The organism is Escherichia sp. WS33 (assembly GCF_046486385.1).
Taxonomy (GTDB): domain Bacteria; phylum Pseudomonadota; class Gammaproteobacteria; order Enterobacterales; family Enterobacteriaceae; genus ECMA0423.
On record NZ_JBJQLJ010000036.1, the window covers coordinates 1 to 15,426 of the forward strand.

The 15,426-nt window shown below is 51.1% G+C and carries 18 protein-coding genes and 1 pseudogene; 13 read left to right on the plus strand and 6 right to left on the minus strand.

Annotated features, from left to right (window positions below; all coding sequences use genetic code 11):
* Window positions 1–36: 36 nt before the first annotated feature.
* Window positions 37–218: pseudogene (locus ACJHXA_RS21160) on the minus strand (transposase); the annotation flags it as partial.
* A gap of 7 nt (window positions 219–225) precedes the next feature.
* Here ACJHXA_RS21160 and ACJHXA_RS21165 point away from each other — a divergent pair.
* Window positions 226–1,434 (plus strand): RNA-guided endonuclease InsQ/TnpB family protein, encoded by a 1,209-nt coding sequence (locus ACJHXA_RS21165; protein ID WP_001373192.1) that lies wholly within the window; start codon window positions 226–228, stop codon window positions 1,432–1,434.
* 39 nt (window positions 1,435–1,473) lie between these two features.
* Here the strand turns inward: ACJHXA_RS21165 and ydcO are convergent, their stop codons facing one another.
* On the minus strand, window positions 1,474–2,688 hold the full coding sequence (ydcO, locus tag ACJHXA_RS21170) for a BenE family transporter YdcO (RefSeq protein ID WP_001349372.1): 1,215 nt from the start codon (window positions 2,686–2,688) through the stop codon (window positions 1,474–1,476).
* Window positions 2,689–2,740: 52 nt separating this feature from the next.
* On the opposite strand from ydcO, the gene sutR reads away from it, so the two are divergent.
* Window positions 2,741–3,277: a DNA-binding transcriptional regulator SutR gene (sutR, locus tag ACJHXA_RS21175; protein WP_000429141.1), complete on the plus strand. Its 537-nt coding sequence runs from the start codon at window positions 2,741–2,743 to the stop codon at window positions 3,275–3,277.
* Between the two features lie 72 nt (window positions 3,278–3,349).
* A complete protein-coding gene (gene rlhA / locus ACJHXA_RS21180) occupies window positions 3,350–5,311 on the plus strand; it encodes a 23S rRNA 5-hydroxycytidine C2501 synthase (RefSeq protein WP_001307191.1) in 1,962 nt (653 codons plus the stop codon).
* Between the two features lie 91 nt (window positions 5,312–5,402).
* Here the strand turns inward: rlhA and ACJHXA_RS21185 are convergent, their stop codons facing one another.
* Complete coding sequence (locus tag ACJHXA_RS21185; protein WP_000494244.1) at window positions 5,403–5,633, minus strand: YncJ family protein; 231 nt, start codon at window positions 5,631–5,633, stop codon at window positions 5,403–5,405.
* A 221-nt stretch (window positions 5,634–5,854) separates the two neighbouring features.
* Here ACJHXA_RS21185 and hicA point away from each other — a divergent pair, with 221 nt between their 5' ends.
* The 8 genes from hicA to patD all read left to right on the plus strand — a co-directional run bounded on the left by hicA (window position 5,855) and on the right by patD (window position 13,571).
* Window positions 5,855–6,031: a type II toxin-antitoxin system mRNA interferase toxin HicA gene (hicA, locus tag ACJHXA_RS21190; RefSeq protein WP_000813794.1), complete on the plus strand. Its 177-nt coding sequence runs from the start codon at window positions 5,855–5,857 to the stop codon at window positions 6,029–6,031.
* Between the two features lie 45 nt (window positions 6,032–6,076).
* Window positions 6,077–6,493, plus strand: coding sequence for a type II toxin-antitoxin system antitoxin HicB (hicB, locus tag ACJHXA_RS21195; RefSeq protein WP_001270286.1), 417 nt, complete (start codon window positions 6,077–6,079; stop codon window positions 6,491–6,493).
* 78 nt (window positions 6,494–6,571) lie between these two features.
* On the plus strand, window positions 6,572–7,978 hold the full coding sequence (locus ACJHXA_RS21200; protein ID WP_000760629.1) for a PLP-dependent aminotransferase family protein: 1,407 nt from the start codon (window positions 6,572–6,574) through the stop codon (window positions 7,976–7,978).
* A gap of 244 nt (window positions 7,979–8,222) precedes the next feature.
* Window positions 8,223–9,368 (plus strand): putative ABC transporter substrate-binding protein YdcS, encoded by a 1,146-nt coding sequence (gene ydcS, locus ACJHXA_RS21205; protein ID WP_283512359.1) that lies wholly within the window; start codon window positions 8,223–8,225, stop codon window positions 9,366–9,368.
* A gap of 17 nt (window positions 9,369–9,385) precedes the next feature.
* Complete coding sequence (locus ACJHXA_RS21210; protein WP_000220396.1) at window positions 9,386–10,399, plus strand: ABC transporter ATP-binding protein; 1,014 nt, start codon at window positions 9,386–9,388, stop codon at window positions 10,397–10,399.
* Complete coding sequence (locus tag ACJHXA_RS21215) at window positions 10,400–11,341, plus strand: ABC transporter permease (protein WP_001251319.1); 942 nt, start codon at window positions 10,400–10,402, stop codon at window positions 11,339–11,341.
* Window positions 11,331–12,125 carry an ABC transporter permease gene (locus tag ACJHXA_RS21220; protein ID WP_000555481.1) on the plus strand — a complete coding sequence of 265 codons (795 nt, stop codon included), beginning with the start codon at window positions 11,331–11,333 and terminating at the stop codon, window positions 12,123–12,125. Before ACJHXA_RS21215 ends, ACJHXA_RS21220 begins: the two co-directional genes overlap by 11 nt.
* A gap of 21 nt (window positions 12,126–12,146) precedes the next feature.
* A complete protein-coding gene (gene patD / locus ACJHXA_RS21225) occupies window positions 12,147–13,571 on the plus strand; it encodes an aminobutyraldehyde dehydrogenase (protein ID WP_001163892.1) in 1,425 nt (474 codons plus the stop codon).
* A 96-nt stretch (window positions 13,572–13,667) separates the two neighbouring features.
* Here patD and yncL read toward each other — a convergent pair whose 3' ends face one another.
* Window positions 13,668–13,763 carry a stress response membrane protein YncL gene (gene yncL / locus ACJHXA_RS21230; protein ID WP_001303494.1) on the minus strand — a complete coding sequence of 32 codons (96 nt, stop codon included), beginning with the start codon at window positions 13,761–13,763 and terminating at the stop codon, window positions 13,668–13,670.
* A gap of 194 nt (window positions 13,764–13,957) precedes the next feature.
* Between yncL and ortT the strand changes: the two genes are divergently transcribed.
* Window positions 13,958–14,131, plus strand: a complete 174-nt coding sequence (ortT, locus tag ACJHXA_RS21235; protein ID WP_000061178.1) for an orphan toxin OrtT — start codon at window positions 13,958–13,960, stop codon at window positions 14,129–14,131.
* A gap of 85 nt (window positions 14,132–14,216) precedes the next feature.
* Window positions 14,217–14,450 (plus strand): DUF2526 family protein YdcY, encoded by a 234-nt coding sequence (gene ydcY, locus ACJHXA_RS21240; RefSeq protein ID WP_000018633.1) that lies wholly within the window; start codon window positions 14,217–14,219, stop codon window positions 14,448–14,450.
* On the opposite strand, the gene ACJHXA_RS21245 is transcribed toward ydcY, so the two are convergent.
* Together ACJHXA_RS21245 and ACJHXA_RS21250 are read right to left on the minus strand one after the other, a co-directional pair.
* Window positions 14,451–14,900, minus strand: a complete 450-nt coding sequence (locus tag ACJHXA_RS21245; protein ID WP_001076535.1) for a DMT family transporter — start codon at window positions 14,898–14,900, stop codon at window positions 14,451–14,453.
* The gene (locus ACJHXA_RS21250; protein WP_001296723.1) at window positions 14,897–15,415 is read right to left on the minus strand and encodes a GNAT family N-acetyltransferase; all 519 of its coding nucleotides are present in this window, start codon (window positions 15,413–15,415) and stop codon (window positions 14,897–14,899) included. The genes ACJHXA_RS21245 and ACJHXA_RS21250 overlap by 4 nt, the downstream gene beginning before the upstream one ends.
* Between the last annotated feature and the right edge of the window lie 11 nt (window positions 15,416–15,426).

Below are 15,426 nucleotides of genomic sequence, written 5' to 3' on the forward strand. Positions count from 1 at the left end.
TAACAAATGGACGTGATCTGGTTCGCCATCCATTTAAACCAGTTCAGCTTCAAAATCAGCACATACATTTGAAAAGTAAGTGCGTAGTTTTTCTGTCGCGTCATAGTCAAAAATCTGACGTCGGTATCTGGTGACAAAGACCAGGTGAACATGCATCAGGAAAACACAATGCTTCCCCGTCGGATATCGGTTTCTTTATTCATAGACCAAAGTATCATTTGGCCTGTGAAACGATTACAGGCATTTAAATTCCAGTTAAGACCCGGTGGTCAACAGGAGCGTGAAATGAGGCGCTTCGCAGGCGCATGTCGTTTCGTTTTCAATCATGCTCTGGCGCTTCAGAATGAGAATCATGAGGCCGGTAATAAATACATCCCTTACGGGAAAATGGCTTCCTGGCTGGTTGAGTGGAAAAATGCCACTGAAACGCAATGGCTTAAAGATTCTCCCTCACAGCCATTGCAACAGTCACTGAAAGACCTTGAGCGGGCTTACAAAAACTTCTTCCGGAAGCGGGCTGCTTTTCCCCGATTCAAAAAGCGGGGACAGAATGATGCATTCCGCTACCCGCAGGGCGTTAAGCTCGATCAGGAAAACAGCCGTATTTTTCTGCCGAAACTGGGCTGGATGCGCTACCGCAATAGCCGTCAGGTCACGGGTGTTGTGAAAAATGTCACTGTCAGCCAGTCCTGCGGTAAGTGGTACATCAGTATTCAGACAGAAAGTGAAGTATCCACTCCGGTTCACCCTTCAGCATCAATGGTCGGGCTGGATGCTGGCGTGGCTAAACTCGCCACGCTGTCAGATGGCACAGTCTTTGAGCCTGTAAACAGTTTTCAGAAAAACCAGAAGACGCTGGCGAGACTTCAGCGACAGTTAAGCCGCAAGGTCAAATTCAGCAACAACTGGCAGAAGCAGAAACGCAAAATACAGCGACTGCATTCCCGTATCGCATATATCCGCAGGGACTACCTTCACAAAGTCACAACGACCGTCAGCAAAAACCACGCAATGATAGTCATTGAGGATTTGAAGGTCAGCAACATGTCAAAGTCAGCAGCGGGTACGGTCAGCCAGCCGGGGCGCAATGTCCGGGCAAAATCAGGTTTAAACCGTTCGATACTGGATCAGGGCTGGTATGAAATGCGCCGCCAGCTTGCGTACAAGCAGCTCTGGCGTGGCGGTCAGGTGCTTGCTGTTCCGCCAGCGTATACAAGCCAGCGTTGCGCGTGCTGTGGTCATACAGCGAAAGAAAATCGTCTGTCACAAAGTAAATTCAGATGCCAGGTATGTGGATATACAGCGAACGCCGATGTAAACGGCGCTCGTAACATTTTAGCGGCGGGGCACGCCGTTCTTGCCTGTGGAGGGATGGTGCAGTCAGGCCGCCCGTTGAAGCAGGAACCCACCGAAATGATTCAGGCGACAGCCTGAACGTAGCAGGGATCCACGTCCTTCAGGGCGTGGAGGATGTCAATATCGGTTTCTGTCAGCGATTAAATTCAACACCACGTAACAAACGCCTCCGGCAATTAATCCCCAGAACGCAGAACCAATCCCGACCAGCGTCAATCCACTTGCCGTTACCAGAAATGCCACCACCGCCGCGTCGCGCTCACGCTCATTATGCAGCGCCTGATACAAACTGCCGCCAATGGTACTCAACAGCGCCAGACCTGCCAGCATCTGGATCCAACTTACGGGCAGGGCAGCCATCATCCCGGTAATGGCACTACCAAACAGACCTGCGAGCAAATAGAAAATGCCTGCACCGGCAGCTGCCAGCCAACGTTGATCTTTATCCGGATGCGCTTCCGGGCTTTGGCAAATAGCCGCGGTGATTGCCGCAATACCGACGGAATAAACGCCGAAAGGGGAAAAAACCAGTGCCAGCAATCCAGTAAATACAATTAATGGCGAAACAGGAGTTGAATATCCGGCTGCTTTCATTGCTGCGATACCCGGTGCGTTTTGCGATGCCATCGTCACCAGAAAAAGGGGGAGTGCAACGCTCAGGCTGTGAGCAAACGAAAAATCAGGGGTAATATAAGTGGGGAGAACGGGTTTAAAGACAACATCAGTTGTGACAACGTCACCTTGCGCGATAACGATCACGATCCCAATAATCATCGCGGCAATTACCGCATAGCGTGGCGCAACGGCCTTGGTTGCCAGCCATACCAGCAACATACTTCCACACAACGTAAATTGACCGTCCAGACTGGCAAACGCCTGTAAACCAAAGCGTAATAAAATCCCGGCAAGCATTGCCGCCGCAAGCGAGTGCGGAATAATGCGCATCAGACGAGCAAAGAGTCCCGTTATGCCGCAGAGGACTATTAACGCGTTGGTGACAATAAAAACGCCGATGGCTTCGTTAAGTGTTAGTCCCTGCAATCCGGTGACCAACAAAGCCGCGCCAGGCGTTGACCATGCGGTGAGAACAGGTACGCGATACCATAATGTCAGAGTCAGCGTACTGACGCCCATTGCCAGCCCCAGCGCCGTCATCCAGCCAGAGATTTGTGCAGTGGTGGCTCCGGCGACAATCGCTGCTTGCCAGATTATTGCCGCTGAACTGGCGTAGCCAATTAATACCGCCAGAAACCCCGCCAGTAGCGTGGGTGGAGGAACAGAAAACAGACGCATAGTCACCTCGTGCGTTATAGCGTACAGGCACCGTAGCATTTGTCCGTTATAACGCACAAGTGATAAACTTCCGTTTTGCCGGAGGAGTCGCATGGAAAATCTCGCTCGCTTTTTATCCACCACACTTAAACAACTACGCCAGCAGCGCGGCTGGAGTCTTTCGCGACTGGCAGAAGCGACGGGCGTTTCTAAAGCAATGTTAGGGCAGATTGAGCGTAATGAGTCCAGTCCGACGGTCGCGACATTATGGAAAATTGCCACCGGGTTGAACGTACCATTTTCAACATTTATTTCTCCGCCGCAGCCCGCTACGCCTTCAGTTTATGATCCACAACAGCACGCGATGGTGATCACTTCGCTGTTTCCTTATGATCCACAACTCTGCTTTGAACACTTCTCGATTCAGATGGCATCTGGTGCAATAAGCGAATCGACGCCCCATGAGAAGGGGGTAATCGAACATGTCGTCGTCATTGATGGACAACTTGATCTGTGCGTTGATGGGGAATGGCAGACCCTTAATTGTGGGGAAGGCGTTCGATTTGCTGCAGACGTCACGCATATCTATCGTAATGGTGGGGAGCAAACCGTACATTTTCATTCCCTCATCCATTACCCGCGCAGTTAAGCGGGAAAACTATTTCGCAACGTCGCGCTTGTGGCTAAAATAGCCGCCATTTTTCAGCTACTGGATAAGAATGTGACCGTATCTTCTCATCGACTTGAACTGTTAAGCCCGGCACGCGATGCCGCCATTGCCCGCGAAGCTATTTTGCACGGTGCCGATGCTGTTTATATCGGCGGCCCTGGTTTTGGTGCCCGTCATAATGCCAGTAATAGCCTGAAAGATATTGCCGAGCTGGTGCCGTTTGCCCATCGTTATGGTGCAAAAATTTTCGTCACACTTAACACCATTTTGCATGATGATGAGCTGGAACCCGCGCAACGGCTGATTACCGACCTCTACCAGACCGGTGTCGATGCGCTGATTGTTCAGGATATGGGGATTCTGGAACTTGATATTCCGCCGATTGAACTGCACGCCAGTACGCAGTGCGACATTCGTACAGTAGAAAAAGCGAAGTTCCTCTCTGATGTTGGCTTCACGCAGATTGTGCTGGCGCGAGAGCTGAATCTTGAGCAGATCCGCGCGATTCACCAGGCCACGGACGCGACCATTGAATTCTTTATTCATGGGGCACTGTGCGTGGCCTATTCGGGTCAGTGCTACATTTCTCATGCGCAAACAGGGCGTAGCGCCAACCGTGGTGATTGCTCGCAGGCGTGCCGTTTGCCATACACATTGAAAGACGATCAGGGGCGGGTGGTTTCCTATGAAAAACATCTGCTGTCGATGAAAGATAACGATCAGACTGCCAACCTCGGCGCGCTGATTGATGCTGGCGTACGCTCCTTCAAGATTGAAGGGCGTTACAAAGATATGAGCTACGTGAAGAATATCACCGCCCATTATCGCCAGATGCTTGATGCCATTATTGAAGAACGTGGCGATCTGGCGCGCGCTTCATCAGGTCGTACTGAACATTTCTTTGTTCCATCGACGGAAAAGACTTTCCACCGTGGTAGCACAGATTATTTTGTGAATGCCCGTAAAGGCGATATTGGCGCGTTCGATTCGCCGAAATTTATCGGCCTGCCGGTAGGCGAAGTATTGAAAGTGGCGAAAGATCATCTCGATGTTGCCGTCACCGAGCCACTGGCAAATGGTGATGGCCTGAACGTGATGATTAAACGTGAAGTCGTCGGTTTTCGTGCCAATACGGTCGAGAAAACCGGAGAAAATCAGTACCGCGTCTGGCCCAATGAAATGCCAGCAGATTTGCACAAAATTCGTCCACATCACCCACTAAACCGTAATCTTGATCATAACTGGCAGCAGGCACTGACAAAAACCTCCAGCGAACGTCGGGTGGCGGTAGACATTGAACTGGGCGGCTGGCAGGAACAACTGATTCTGACCCTCACCAGTGAAGAGGGTGTCAGCATCACGCATACGCTGGACGGGCAGTTCGACGAAGCCAATAACGCCGAAAAAGCAATGAACAATCTGAAGGATGGTCTGGCAAAACTGGGGCAAACCCTCTATTACGCCCGCGATGTGCAAATTAATTTGCCGGGGGCGCTGTTTGTACCAAACAGTCTGTTAAACCAGTTCCGCCGTGAAGCTGCTGACATGCTGGATGCTGCGCGTCTTGCCAGTTACCAGCGCGGCAGCCGTAAACCGGTTGCTGATCCTGCGCCGGTTTATCCGCAAACGCATCTGAGTTTCCTCGCGAACGTATACAACCAGAAAGCGCGTGAATTTTATCATCGCTATGGTGTGCAGCTGATTGACGCGGCGTATGAAGCACATGAAGAGAAGGGCGAAGTCCCGGTGATGATCACCAAGCATTGTCTGCGCTTTGCCTTTAATCTGTGCCCGAAACAGGCGAAAGGCAATATCAAAAGCTGGAAGGCGACGCCAATGCAACTGGTTAACGGCGATGAAGTATTAACGCTAAAGTTTGATTGCCGCCCATGCGAGATGCACGTCATTGGCAAAATCAAAAATCACATACTGAAAATGCCGTTACCGGGAAGCGTAGTGGCATCCGTAAGTCCGGATGAGCTGCTGAAAACATTGCCTAAGCGAAAAGGGTAAAACGCCAGTTTTCTGGTTACTCACAACTCATTGAATCTGCATGATATTGCCTGCCGGGTAAGGCGTCTCGCCGCATCCGGCAACAAATGACTCAACGTTGTCCCGCTTCTGGTTTGCGCGATTTTTGCCAGTAAAAATGCTCGCGCAAACCTTCCGCCGACTCTTCCGCCACAGCACGCAATTCATCGCTGTCCGCTTCATGACGCAGCTGATGATCCACATTCTTTACCCACACAAATTCATGTCCTTTGTGCCCTGCCATGAGTTGTCCTGAGAACAGCGCACACGTTAATAAGACAACCGATAACGCCTTCGTAAACATCCTGCCACCTTTTTCTTACCTTTTGCCGCTATGATGCCGATCGTTTCTTGAGGTTATTATTCAGTTTTGCAAATTAGCGCAAAGAAATTCTGGAATCTTCCTTCCTGATTTTGCATGGCATTCTGCCGTTGCGGCGATTTAGTGCTATTTTCGAGCAAATTACACACGGAGGTAAACACTAATGTTTACTTTGTTGATATACTCAGCGGCAGGGAGGCGATGTGAAACAAAGCGAGTTCAGACGTTGGCTCGAATCTCAGGGCGTCGATGTAGCGAATGGCAGCAACCATTTGAAACTCAGGTTTCATGGGAGGCGCAGTGTCATGCCGCGTCACCCCTGCGATGAGATTAAAGAACCATTGCGTAAAGCAATCCTGAAACAACTCGGTTTGAGTTAATCGCCAATTAAAAAGGTTAATGACATGCGAGGGACAGTCGAAATTATGCGTTATCCCGTCACTCTTACACCCGCGCCGGAAGGCGGTTATATGGTTTCTTTTGTGGATATCCCTGAAGCGTTGACGCAGGGCGAAACTGTCGCTGAAGCGATGGAAGCGGCAAAAGATGCTTTACTGACCGCATTTGATTTTTATTTTGAAGATAACGAGCTTATCCCGTTACCTTCGCCATTAAATAGTCATGATCACTTTATTGAAGTACCTTTGAGCGTCGCCTCTAAAGTATTGCTGTTAAATGCTTTTTTACAGTCAGAAATCACTCAGCAAGAGTTAGCCAGGCGAATTGGCAAACCTAAACAGGAGATTACTCGCCTATTTAACTTGCACCATGCGACAAAAATCGACGCCGTCCAGCTTGCGGCAAAGGCGCTTGGCAAAGAGTTATCGCTGGTGATGGTTTAATTACAGTTAACGAAAAGTTGTCATTTTTAACAACTGATATAGACTGCCGAATCATCTGCACATAATTACGATTCGATAATGAAAAAATACCAGCAGCTTGCAGAACAATTACGCGAGCAGATTGCGTCGGGTATCTGGCAACCCGGCGATCGTTTGCCTTCGTTGCGTGACCAGGTGGCGCTTTCAGGCATGAGCTTTATGACTGTCAGCCATGCCTATCAGTTGCTCGAAAGTCAGGGATATATTATCGCACGACCGCAGTCGGGTTATTACGTTGCGCCACAGGCAATAAAAATGCCGAAAGCGCCAGTCATTCCAGTCACTCGAGATGAAGCAGTCGATATCAACACTTATATTTTTGATATGTTGCAGGCCAGTCGCGATCCGTCGGTCGTTCCGTTTGCCTCGGCCTTTCCCGACCCGCGACTTTTCCCCCTCCAACAACTAAACCGCTCGCTGGCGCAGGTAAGCAAAACCGCCACGGCGATGAGCGTGATTGAAAACTTACCGCCAGGAAACGCAGAACTGCGTCAGGCTATTGCTCGTCGCTATGCCTTACAGGGCATCACCATTTCTCCTGATGAAATTGTCATTACTGCCGGGGCGTTAGAGGCATTAAACCTCAGTTTGCAAGCGGTAACTGAACCGGGCGATTGGGTGATAGTAGAGAATCCTTGTTTCTATGGCGCGTTGCAGGCGCTGGAACGGCTACGGCTGAAAGCGTTATCGGTGGCGACGGATGTTAAAGAAGGGATAGATCTTCAGGCGTTGGAACTGGCGTTGCAGGAGTATCCGGTGAAAGCGTGCTGGCTGATGACTAATAGCCAGAATCCACTCGGATTTACCTTAACGCCGCAAAAAAAAGCACAACTGGTGGCGTTACTCAATCAGTACAACGTAACGCTGATTGAAGATGACGTTTACAGCGAACTTTATTTTGGACGGGAAAAACCGCTGCCTGCGAAAGCGTGGGATCGCCACGATGGCGTTTTGCATTGCTCTTCGTTTTCGAAATGTCTGGTGCCTGGTTTTCGTATTGGTTGGGTCGCCGCCGGAAAACATGCACGTAAAATTCAACGCTTGCAGTTGATGAGTACGCTTTCCACCAGCTCACCGATGCAGCTTGCGCTGGTGGATTACCTTTCCACGCGCCGATACGACGCCCATCTTCGTCGCCTGCGTCGCCAGCTTGCGGAACGTAAACAACGTGCCTGGCAGGCACTGCTGCGTTATCTGCCTGCGGAAGTTAAAATTCATCATAGTGACAGCGGTTATTTTCTCTGGCTGGAGCTCCCCGAGCCGTTAGATGCCGGCGAATTAAGCCTGGCGGCACTGACGCATCATATCAGTATTGCGCCGGGTAAAATGTTTTCTACCGGTGAAAACTGGTCACGTTTTTTTCGTTTTAATACCGCGTGGCAGTGGGGAGAACGTGAAGAACAGGCGGTAAAACAATTAGGCAAACTTATTCAAGAACGGCTGTAATAGCGTTTAATTTAATTCCTCTTAGATTGGGTAATATGAATTTCGAATAGCAGTCATATTTCCTAACCCCTTGTCTATACTCCAGAAGATAACCTTACAGACGGCATAATGCGCGGTAGCTCACAACCTGATTAAATTTTCTCAGGGGCGAAGGTGTGCCTGCAAGCCGCCGTCTATGGTTAAACAAGGAGATATTTTTACGGCACGGCGGCTGAACAATTAATTACGACAGGAGTAAGACCTTATGAGCAAGACATTTGCCCGCAGCAGCCTGTGTGCGCTCACCATGACAATAATGACCGCTCACGCCGCCGAACCACCTACCAATTTAGATAAACCGGAAGGGCGACTGGATATTATCGCCTGGCCGGGATACATCGAACGCGGACAAACTGATAAACAATACGACTGGGTAACGCAATTTGAAAAAGAGACAGGCTGCGCGGTGAATGTGAAAACCGCCGCGACTTCCGATGAAATGGTCAGTCTGATGACCAAAGGGGGTTACGATCTGGTTACGGCATCCGGCGATGCCTCGCTGCGTTTGATTATGGGCAAACGCGTGCAGCCGATTAATACCGCCTTGATTCCCAACTGGAAAACGCTCGATCCGCGCGTGGTTAAAGGCGACTGGTTTGATGTTGGCGGCAAAGTTTACGGCACACCTTACCAATGGGGGCCGAACCTGCTGATGTACAACACTAAAACCTTCCCGACGCCGCCGGATAGCTGGCAAGTGGTTTTTGTTGAGCAAAATCTGCCGGACGGCAAGAGCAATAAAGGCCGCGTTCAGGCTTATGATGGCCCTATCTACATTGCGGACGCTGCGTTGTTCGTTAAAGCCACTCAGCCGCAGTTGGGCATCAGCGATCCGTATCAACTCACCGAAGAACAGTACCAGGCGGTGCTGAAAGTGCTGCGCGCTCAACACAGTTTGATCCATCGCTACTGGCATGACACTACCGTGCAAATGAGCGATTTCAAAAACGAGGGTGTGGTTGCTTCCAGTGCCTGGCCCTATCAGGCCAACGCCCTGAAAGCCGAAGGCCAGCCTGTTGCTACCGTTTTCCCGAAGGAGGGGGTTACCGGTTGGGCTGATACCACCATGCTGCATAGCGAAGCGAAACATCCGGTTTGCGCCTACAAATGGATGAACTGGTCATTAACGCCAAAAGTGCAGGGCGATGTGGCGGCCTGGTTTGGCTCGTTACCGGTAGTGCCGGAAGGGTGTAAAGCCAGTCCGTTATTAGGCGAAAAAGGTTGTGAAACCAACGGTTTTAACTATTTCGACAAAATCGCCTTCTGGAAAACGCCTATAGCAGAAGGGGGCAAGTTTGTTCCCTACAGTCGCTGGACGCAGGATTACATTGCCATTATGGGCGGTCGCTAACTTCGCTGGGGTGCTTTATGACGTACGCAGTGGAGTTTGACAACGTCTCGCGGTTGTACGGTGACGTGCGCGCAGTAGATGGCGTCAGTATTGCGATAAAAGATGGTGAGTTCTTCTCTATGCTGGGGCCGTCCGGCTCCGGCAAAACCACCTGCCTGCGCCTGATTGCTGGCTTCGAACAGCTTTCCGGCGGGGCTATCTCTATCTTTGGTAAACCCGCCAGCAATCTGCCACCGTGGGAGCGGGACGTGAATACTGTCTTTCAGGACTACGCGCTATTTCCGCATATGTCGATTCTTGACAATGTCGCCTATGGGCTGATGGTCAAAGGCGTGAATAAAAAGCAGCGGCACGCAATGGCGCAAGAGGCGCTGGAGAAAGTGGCGTTGGGGTTTGTACATCAACGTAAACCGTCACAACTTTCTGGTGGTCAGCGCCAGCGGGTTGCTATCGCCAGAGCATTGGTGAATGAACCGCGCGTATTGCTGTTGGATGAACCGCTCGGCGCACTGGATCTCAAATTGCGTGAGCAGATGCAGCTGGAACTGAAAAAACTGCAACAGTCTCTCGGTATCACTTTTATCTTCGTTACCCACGATCAGGGCGAAGCGTTATCGATGTCCGATCGTGTGGCGGTTTTCAATAATGGACGCATTGAGCAGGTCGATTCCCCGCGCGATCTCTATATGCGCCCGCGCACGCCGTTTGTTGCCGGATTCGTCGGGACATCCAACGTTTTTGATGGACTGATGGCAGAGAAACTTTGTGGCATGACGGGAAGCTTCGCCCTGCGACCGGAACATATCCGCCTCAACACCCCTGGTGAACTGCAGGCCAATGGCACGATCCAGGCGGTGCAATATCAGGGCGCGGCAACTCGTTTTGAACTGAAATTGAACGGCGGTGAAAAACTGCTTGTGAGTCAGGCCAATATGACAGGCGAAGAACTGCCTGCCACGCTCACGCCCGGACAACAGGTGATGGTTTCCTGGTCGCGTGATGTCATGGTGCCGCTGGTTGAGGAGAGGTGAATGGCGATGAATGTATTGCAATCACCTTCACGTCCAGGTCTGGGTAAGGTGTCCGGTTTCTTCTGGCGTAATCCGGGGCTGGGGCTGTTTTTACTGCTGCTTGGCCCGCTAATGTGGTTTGGCATTGTTTATTTCGGCTCGCTGCTAACGCTGTTATGGCAGGGCTTTTATACCTTTGACGATTTCACCATGTCGGTAACGCCGGAACTGACGCTGGCGAATATTCGTGCGCTGTTTAATCCGGCGAATTACGACATCATTCTCCGCACGCTGACTATGGCTGTGGCAGTCACTATCGCCAGCGCCATTCTGGCTTTTCCAATGGCGTGGTATATGGCGCGCTATACCAGCGGGAAAATGAAAGCGTTTTTTTATATTGCGGTAATGTTGCCGATGTGGGCGAGCTACATTGTTAAAGCCTATGCCTGGACGTTATTGCTGGCAAAAGATGGCGTGGCTCAGTGGTTTTTACAACATCTTGGGCTGGAACCACTGCTGACTACGTTCCTTACATTACCTGCGGTGGGCGGCAATACGCTGTCAACTTCCGGGCTGGGGCGCTTTCTGGTGTTTCTCTATATCTGGCTGCCGTTCATGATCCTGCCCGTGCAGGCGGCGCTTGAGCGTTTGCCGCCGTCATTGTTGCAGGCGTCGGCTGATCTCGGCGCACGTCCACGACAAACCTTTCGCTATGTGGTGCTGCCGCTGGCAATCCCGGGTATTGCCGCTGGCTCTATCTTTACCTTCTCACTCACACTGGGCGATTTTATCGTCCCGCAGCTGGTTGGTCCTCCAGGATATTTTATCGGCAATATGGTTTATTCCCAGCAGGGGGCGATTGGCAATATGCCGATGGCGGCGGCATTCACCCTGGTGCCGATTGTTCTCATCGCACTGTACCTGGCGTTCGTGAAACGTCTGGGAGCGTTCGATGCACTCTGAACGCGCACCGTTTTTCCTCAAACTGGCGGCCTGGGGCGGCGTTGTTTTCCTACATTTTCCCATCCTGATAATCGCCGCCTATGCGTTTAACACTGAAGATGCGGCGTTTAGTTTTCCACCGCAGGGCCTGACGCTGCGCTGGTTTAGCGTGGCAGCACGGCGTAGTGATATTCTTGATGCCGTGACACTGTCACTTAAAGTGGCGGCGCTGGCGACATTAATTGCGCTGGTGTTAGGGACGCTGGCAGCTGCCGCGCTGTGGCGACGAGACTTTTTCGGCAAAAACGCCATTTCGCTGTTACTGCTGCTGCCCATTGCGCTGCCGGGCATTGTCACTGGTCTGGCGCTATTAACCGCTTTTAAAACCATCAATCTGGAGCCGGGATTTTTCACCATCGTGGTCGGTCATGCGACTTTTTGCGTAGTGGTGGTGTTTAACAATGTCATCGCCCGTTTTCGCCGCACCTCGTGGAGTCTGGTTGAGGCGTCAATGGATCTTGGGGCCAATGGCTGGCAAACCTTCCGCTACGTAGTGTTGCCGAATCTCAGTTCGGCGCTACTGGCAGGAGGAATGCTGGCGTTTGCCTTGTCGTTCGATGAAATCATCGTTACGACTTTTACGGCAGGTCATGAACGAACGTTACCGTTGTGGTTGCTCAATCAGCTTGGGCGACCGCGTGATGTACCGGTAACTAACGTGGTGGCACTGCTGGTTATGTTGGTAACAACCTTGCCGATCCTGGGGGCCTGGTGGCTAACCCGCGAAGGCGACAATGGTCAATAACCACTGATACAGGAATATGCTATGCAACATAAGTTACTGATTAACGGAGAACTGGTTAGCGGCGAAGGGGAAAAACAGCCTGTCTATAATCCGGCAACGGGGGACGTTTTACTGGAGATTGCCGAGGCATCCGCAGAGCAGGTCGATGCTGCTGTGCGCGCGGCAGATGCAGCATTTGCCGAATGGGGGCAAACCACGCCGAAAGTGCGTGCGGAATGTCTGCTGAAACTGGCTGATGTTATCGAAGAAAATGGTCAGGTTTTTGCCGAACTGGAGTCCCGTAATTGTGGCAAACCGCTGCATAGTGCGTTCAATGATGAAATCCCGGCGATTGTCGATGTTTTTCGCTTTTTCGCGGGTGCGGCGCGCTGTCTGAATGGTCTGGCGGCAGGTGAATATCTTGAAGGTCATACTTCGATGATCCGTCGCGATCCGTTGGGGGTCGTGGCTTCTATCGCACCGTGGAATTATCCGCTGATGATGGCAGCGTGGAAACTGGCTCCGGCGCTGGCGGCAGGGAACTGCGTAGTGCTTAAACCATCAGAAATTACCCCGCTGACCGCGTTGAAGTTGGCAGAGCTGGCGAAAGATATCTTCCCGGCAGGCGTGATTAACGTACTGTTTGGCAGAGGCAAAACGGTGGGTGATCCGCTGACCGGTCATCCCAAAGTGCGGATGGTGTCGCTGACGGGCTCTATCGCCACCGGCGAGCACATCATCAGCCATACCGCGTCGTCCATTAAGCGTACTCATATGGAACTTGGTGGCAAAGCGCCAGTGATTGTTTTTGATGATGCGGATATTGAAGCAGTGGTCGAAGGTGTACGTACATTTGGCTATTACAATGCTGGACAGGATTGTACTGCGGCTTGTCGGATCTACGCGCAAAAAGGCATTTACGATACGCTGGTGGAAAAACTGGGTGCTGCGGTGGCAACGTTAAAATCTGGTGCGCCGGATGACGAGTCTACGGAGCTTGGACCTTTAAGCTCGCTGGCGCATCTCGAACGCGTCAGCAAGGCAGTAGAAGAGGCGAAAGCGACAGGGCACATCAAAGTGATCACTGGCGGTGAAAAGCGCAAGGGTAATGGCTATTACTATGCGCCGACGCTGCTGGCTGGCGCATTACAGGACGATGCCATCGTGCAAAAAGAGGTATTTGGTCCAGTAGTGAGTGTTACGCCCTTCGACAACGAAGAACAGGTGGTGAACTGGGCGAATGACAGCCAGTACGGACTTGCATCTTCGGTATGGACGAAAGATGTGGGCAGGGCGCATCGCGTCAGCGCACGGCTGCAATATGGTTGTACCTGGGTCAATACCCATTTCATGCTGGTAAGTGAAATGCCGCACGGTGGACAGAAACTTTCTGGTTACGGCAAGGATATGTCACTTTATGGGCTGGAGGATTACACCGTCGTCCGCCACGTCATGGTTAAACATTAAGGATAATATTGCAGATCGTAAGAGTATGAGATGATCTTGCGTACTGTCAGAGAGTTGATTTCTCTGACAGTACGTGCTGCGTGCAAAATCACTACATCAAATAAACCAGCCAAATCTCATAGAGATAAGAGTAAACAAACCAACAGCAGCAAAGACATTTATCAGTACTACAGTTCTACTGGAAACATTCATTTTTGCCACCTTTTATCATTGCCCCTATGTGTATAGTACGGGTTAAGAAAATCCGCAATAATACTCATTCTGAAGATGGATAAGGGCAAGTTGCTGTTTGATGATTTTTTCTCAAACTGGTGAAAAAACTTGATGCACGTCAAAAAATGACGCATATTTGCGCGCGTTTTATTCATCTGGCTGGACGCCCGTACATGTCTCTCTATCAACATATGCTTGTTTTTTATGCGGTTATGGCAGCAATCGCATTTCTTATCACCTGGTTTCTTTCTCACGATAAGAAACGCATCCGTTTCTTAAGCGCCTTTCTGGTGGGGGCAACATGGCCGATGAGTTTCCCGGTGGCGCTGTTGTTTTCACTGTTTTAAATCTTACTCACTGGCTTGACGGCACCACGCAGACTTATATCATTTGGATGAATCGATAAATTTCACAAGTGGTTAAGGAGAAAGTATGTCGCATCTGGATGAAGTCATCGCGCGCGTGGATGCCGCGATTGAAGAGAGCGTCATTGCCCATATGAACGAATTATTAATCGCCCTGAGCGATGACGCGGAGTTAAGTCGGGAAGATCGCTACACCCAGCAGCAGCGTTTGCGCACCGCTATTGCTCATCACGGTCGCAAGCATAAAGAAGATATGGAAGCGCGCCACGAACAGTTAACCAAAGGCGGCACCATCCTCTGATTAAAATGAGCGTCTGGCTACCAACCAGGCGCCAACCACAAGTAAAATTGCGCCACAAATTGGGCCGAACAACGCCCGTAGTGGTACGCCATGACTGCGGAAGATATCCAGCATCAGACCGCCAATTAGCTGGCTGGCGACCAGTACTGCAATAGTTGTCGCCGCTCCCACATTCTGATATCCGCTGATACTGGCGAAGACAAAAAACGATCCCAGCAAGCCGGGTATAAGTGTCCACCAGCGCACGCTGGACACCAGTTCGCCAAACCCCGCCATGCCTTGTTTAAACCATAAAATAGAAACAAAGAGCACAATCCCCACCAGTGAGTTCAGCAACATGGCGATGAGAATGGTAGAGGAGGTCTGGGTGATGCGCACCATCAGCGTGTTCTGGACTACCAGACCAATTCCGGCGGCAATCAAAAAAGCAAGGGTGAGCGACTGATTCATCCAATCGCGTCCGGTTCAGTGCGTTCGTCGAGTTGCAACTGCATAAATGTCAGATCCAGCCAGCGCCCAAATTTAGTGCCCACCTGCGGCATTTGTGCGGTGACGACAAATCCCAGCGAATGGTGCAGATGCAGCGAGGCCTGATTTTGCGATTCGATCCCGGCGACCATGACATGCTTCCCGCAATCCCGCGCTTCATCAATCAATCGGCTTAACAATTTACGCCCCAGACCTTTGCCCTGATGATCGGGATGGACATAAACCGAATGTTCCACGGTATGGCGAAAACCATCGAAACTACGCCAGTCGCCAAACGAGGCATATCCCGTCACTACGCCATCTTCTTCACTCACCAGCACCGGATAACCTGCTATGGTCCGCGCTTCAAACCAGGCAATGCGGTTATCTGCATCAACCGTTTGGTCATTCCAGATAGCCGCCGTATACAACACGGCGTGGTTATAAATTTCCGCAATGGCAGCACAATCGGCTTTGCGGGCAAAACGGATGGACATGTCTGGCCTCG

Excerpts from the sequence above, each read along its gene's own strand:
- ydcO (WP_001349372.1), bottom strand. The coding sequence starts at position 2,688 with ATGCTACGGTGCCTGTACGCTATAACGCACGAGGTGACTATGCGTCTG.
- ACJHXA_RS21200 (WP_000760629.1), top strand. The coding sequence starts at position 6,572 with ATGAAAAAATACCAGCAGCTTGCAGAACAATTACGCGAGCAGATTGCG.
- ACJHXA_RS21250 (WP_001296723.1), bottom strand. The coding sequence starts at position 15,415 with ATGTCCATCCGTTTTGCCCGCAAAGCCGATTGTGCTGCCATTGCGGAA.
- ACJHXA_RS21245 (WP_001076535.1), bottom strand. The coding sequence starts at position 14,900 with ATGAATCAGTCGCTCACCCTTGCTTTTTTGATTGCCGCCGGAATTGGT.
- hicB (WP_001270286.1), top strand. The coding sequence starts at position 6,077 with ATGCGTTATCCCGTCACTCTTACACCCGCGCCGGAAGGCGGTTATATG.
- sutR (WP_000429141.1), top strand. The coding sequence starts at position 2,741 with ATGGAAAATCTCGCTCGCTTTTTATCCACCACACTTAAACAACTACGC.
- ACJHXA_RS21215 (WP_001251319.1), top strand. The coding sequence starts at position 10,400 with ATGGCGATGAATGTATTGCAATCACCTTCACGTCCAGGTCTGGGTAAG.
- ydcY (WP_000018633.1), top strand. The coding sequence starts at position 14,217 with ATGTCGCATCTGGATGAAGTCATCGCGCGCGTGGATGCCGCGATTGAA.
- ydcS (WP_283512359.1), top strand. The coding sequence starts at position 8,223 with ATGAGCAAGACATTTGCCCGCAGCAGCCTGTGTGCGCTCACCATGACA.
- ACJHXA_RS21220 (WP_000555481.1), top strand. The coding sequence starts at position 11,331 with ATGCACTCTGAACGCGCACCGTTTTTCCTCAAACTGGCGGCCTGGGGC.
- yncL (WP_001303494.1), bottom strand. The coding sequence starts at position 13,763 with ATGAATGTTTCCAGTAGAACTGTAGTACTGATAAATGTCTTTGCTGCT.
- ACJHXA_RS21185 (WP_000494244.1), bottom strand. The coding sequence starts at position 5,633 with ATGTTTACGAAGGCGTTATCGGTTGTCTTATTAACGTGTGCGCTGTTC.
- patD (WP_001163892.1), top strand. The coding sequence starts at position 12,147 with ATGCAACATAAGTTACTGATTAACGGAGAACTGGTTAGCGGCGAAGGG.
- ACJHXA_RS21210 (WP_000220396.1), top strand. The coding sequence starts at position 9,386 with ATGACGTACGCAGTGGAGTTTGACAACGTCTCGCGGTTGTACGGTGAC.
- ortT (WP_000061178.1), top strand. The coding sequence starts at position 13,958 with ATGTCTCTCTATCAACATATGCTTGTTTTTTATGCGGTTATGGCAGCA.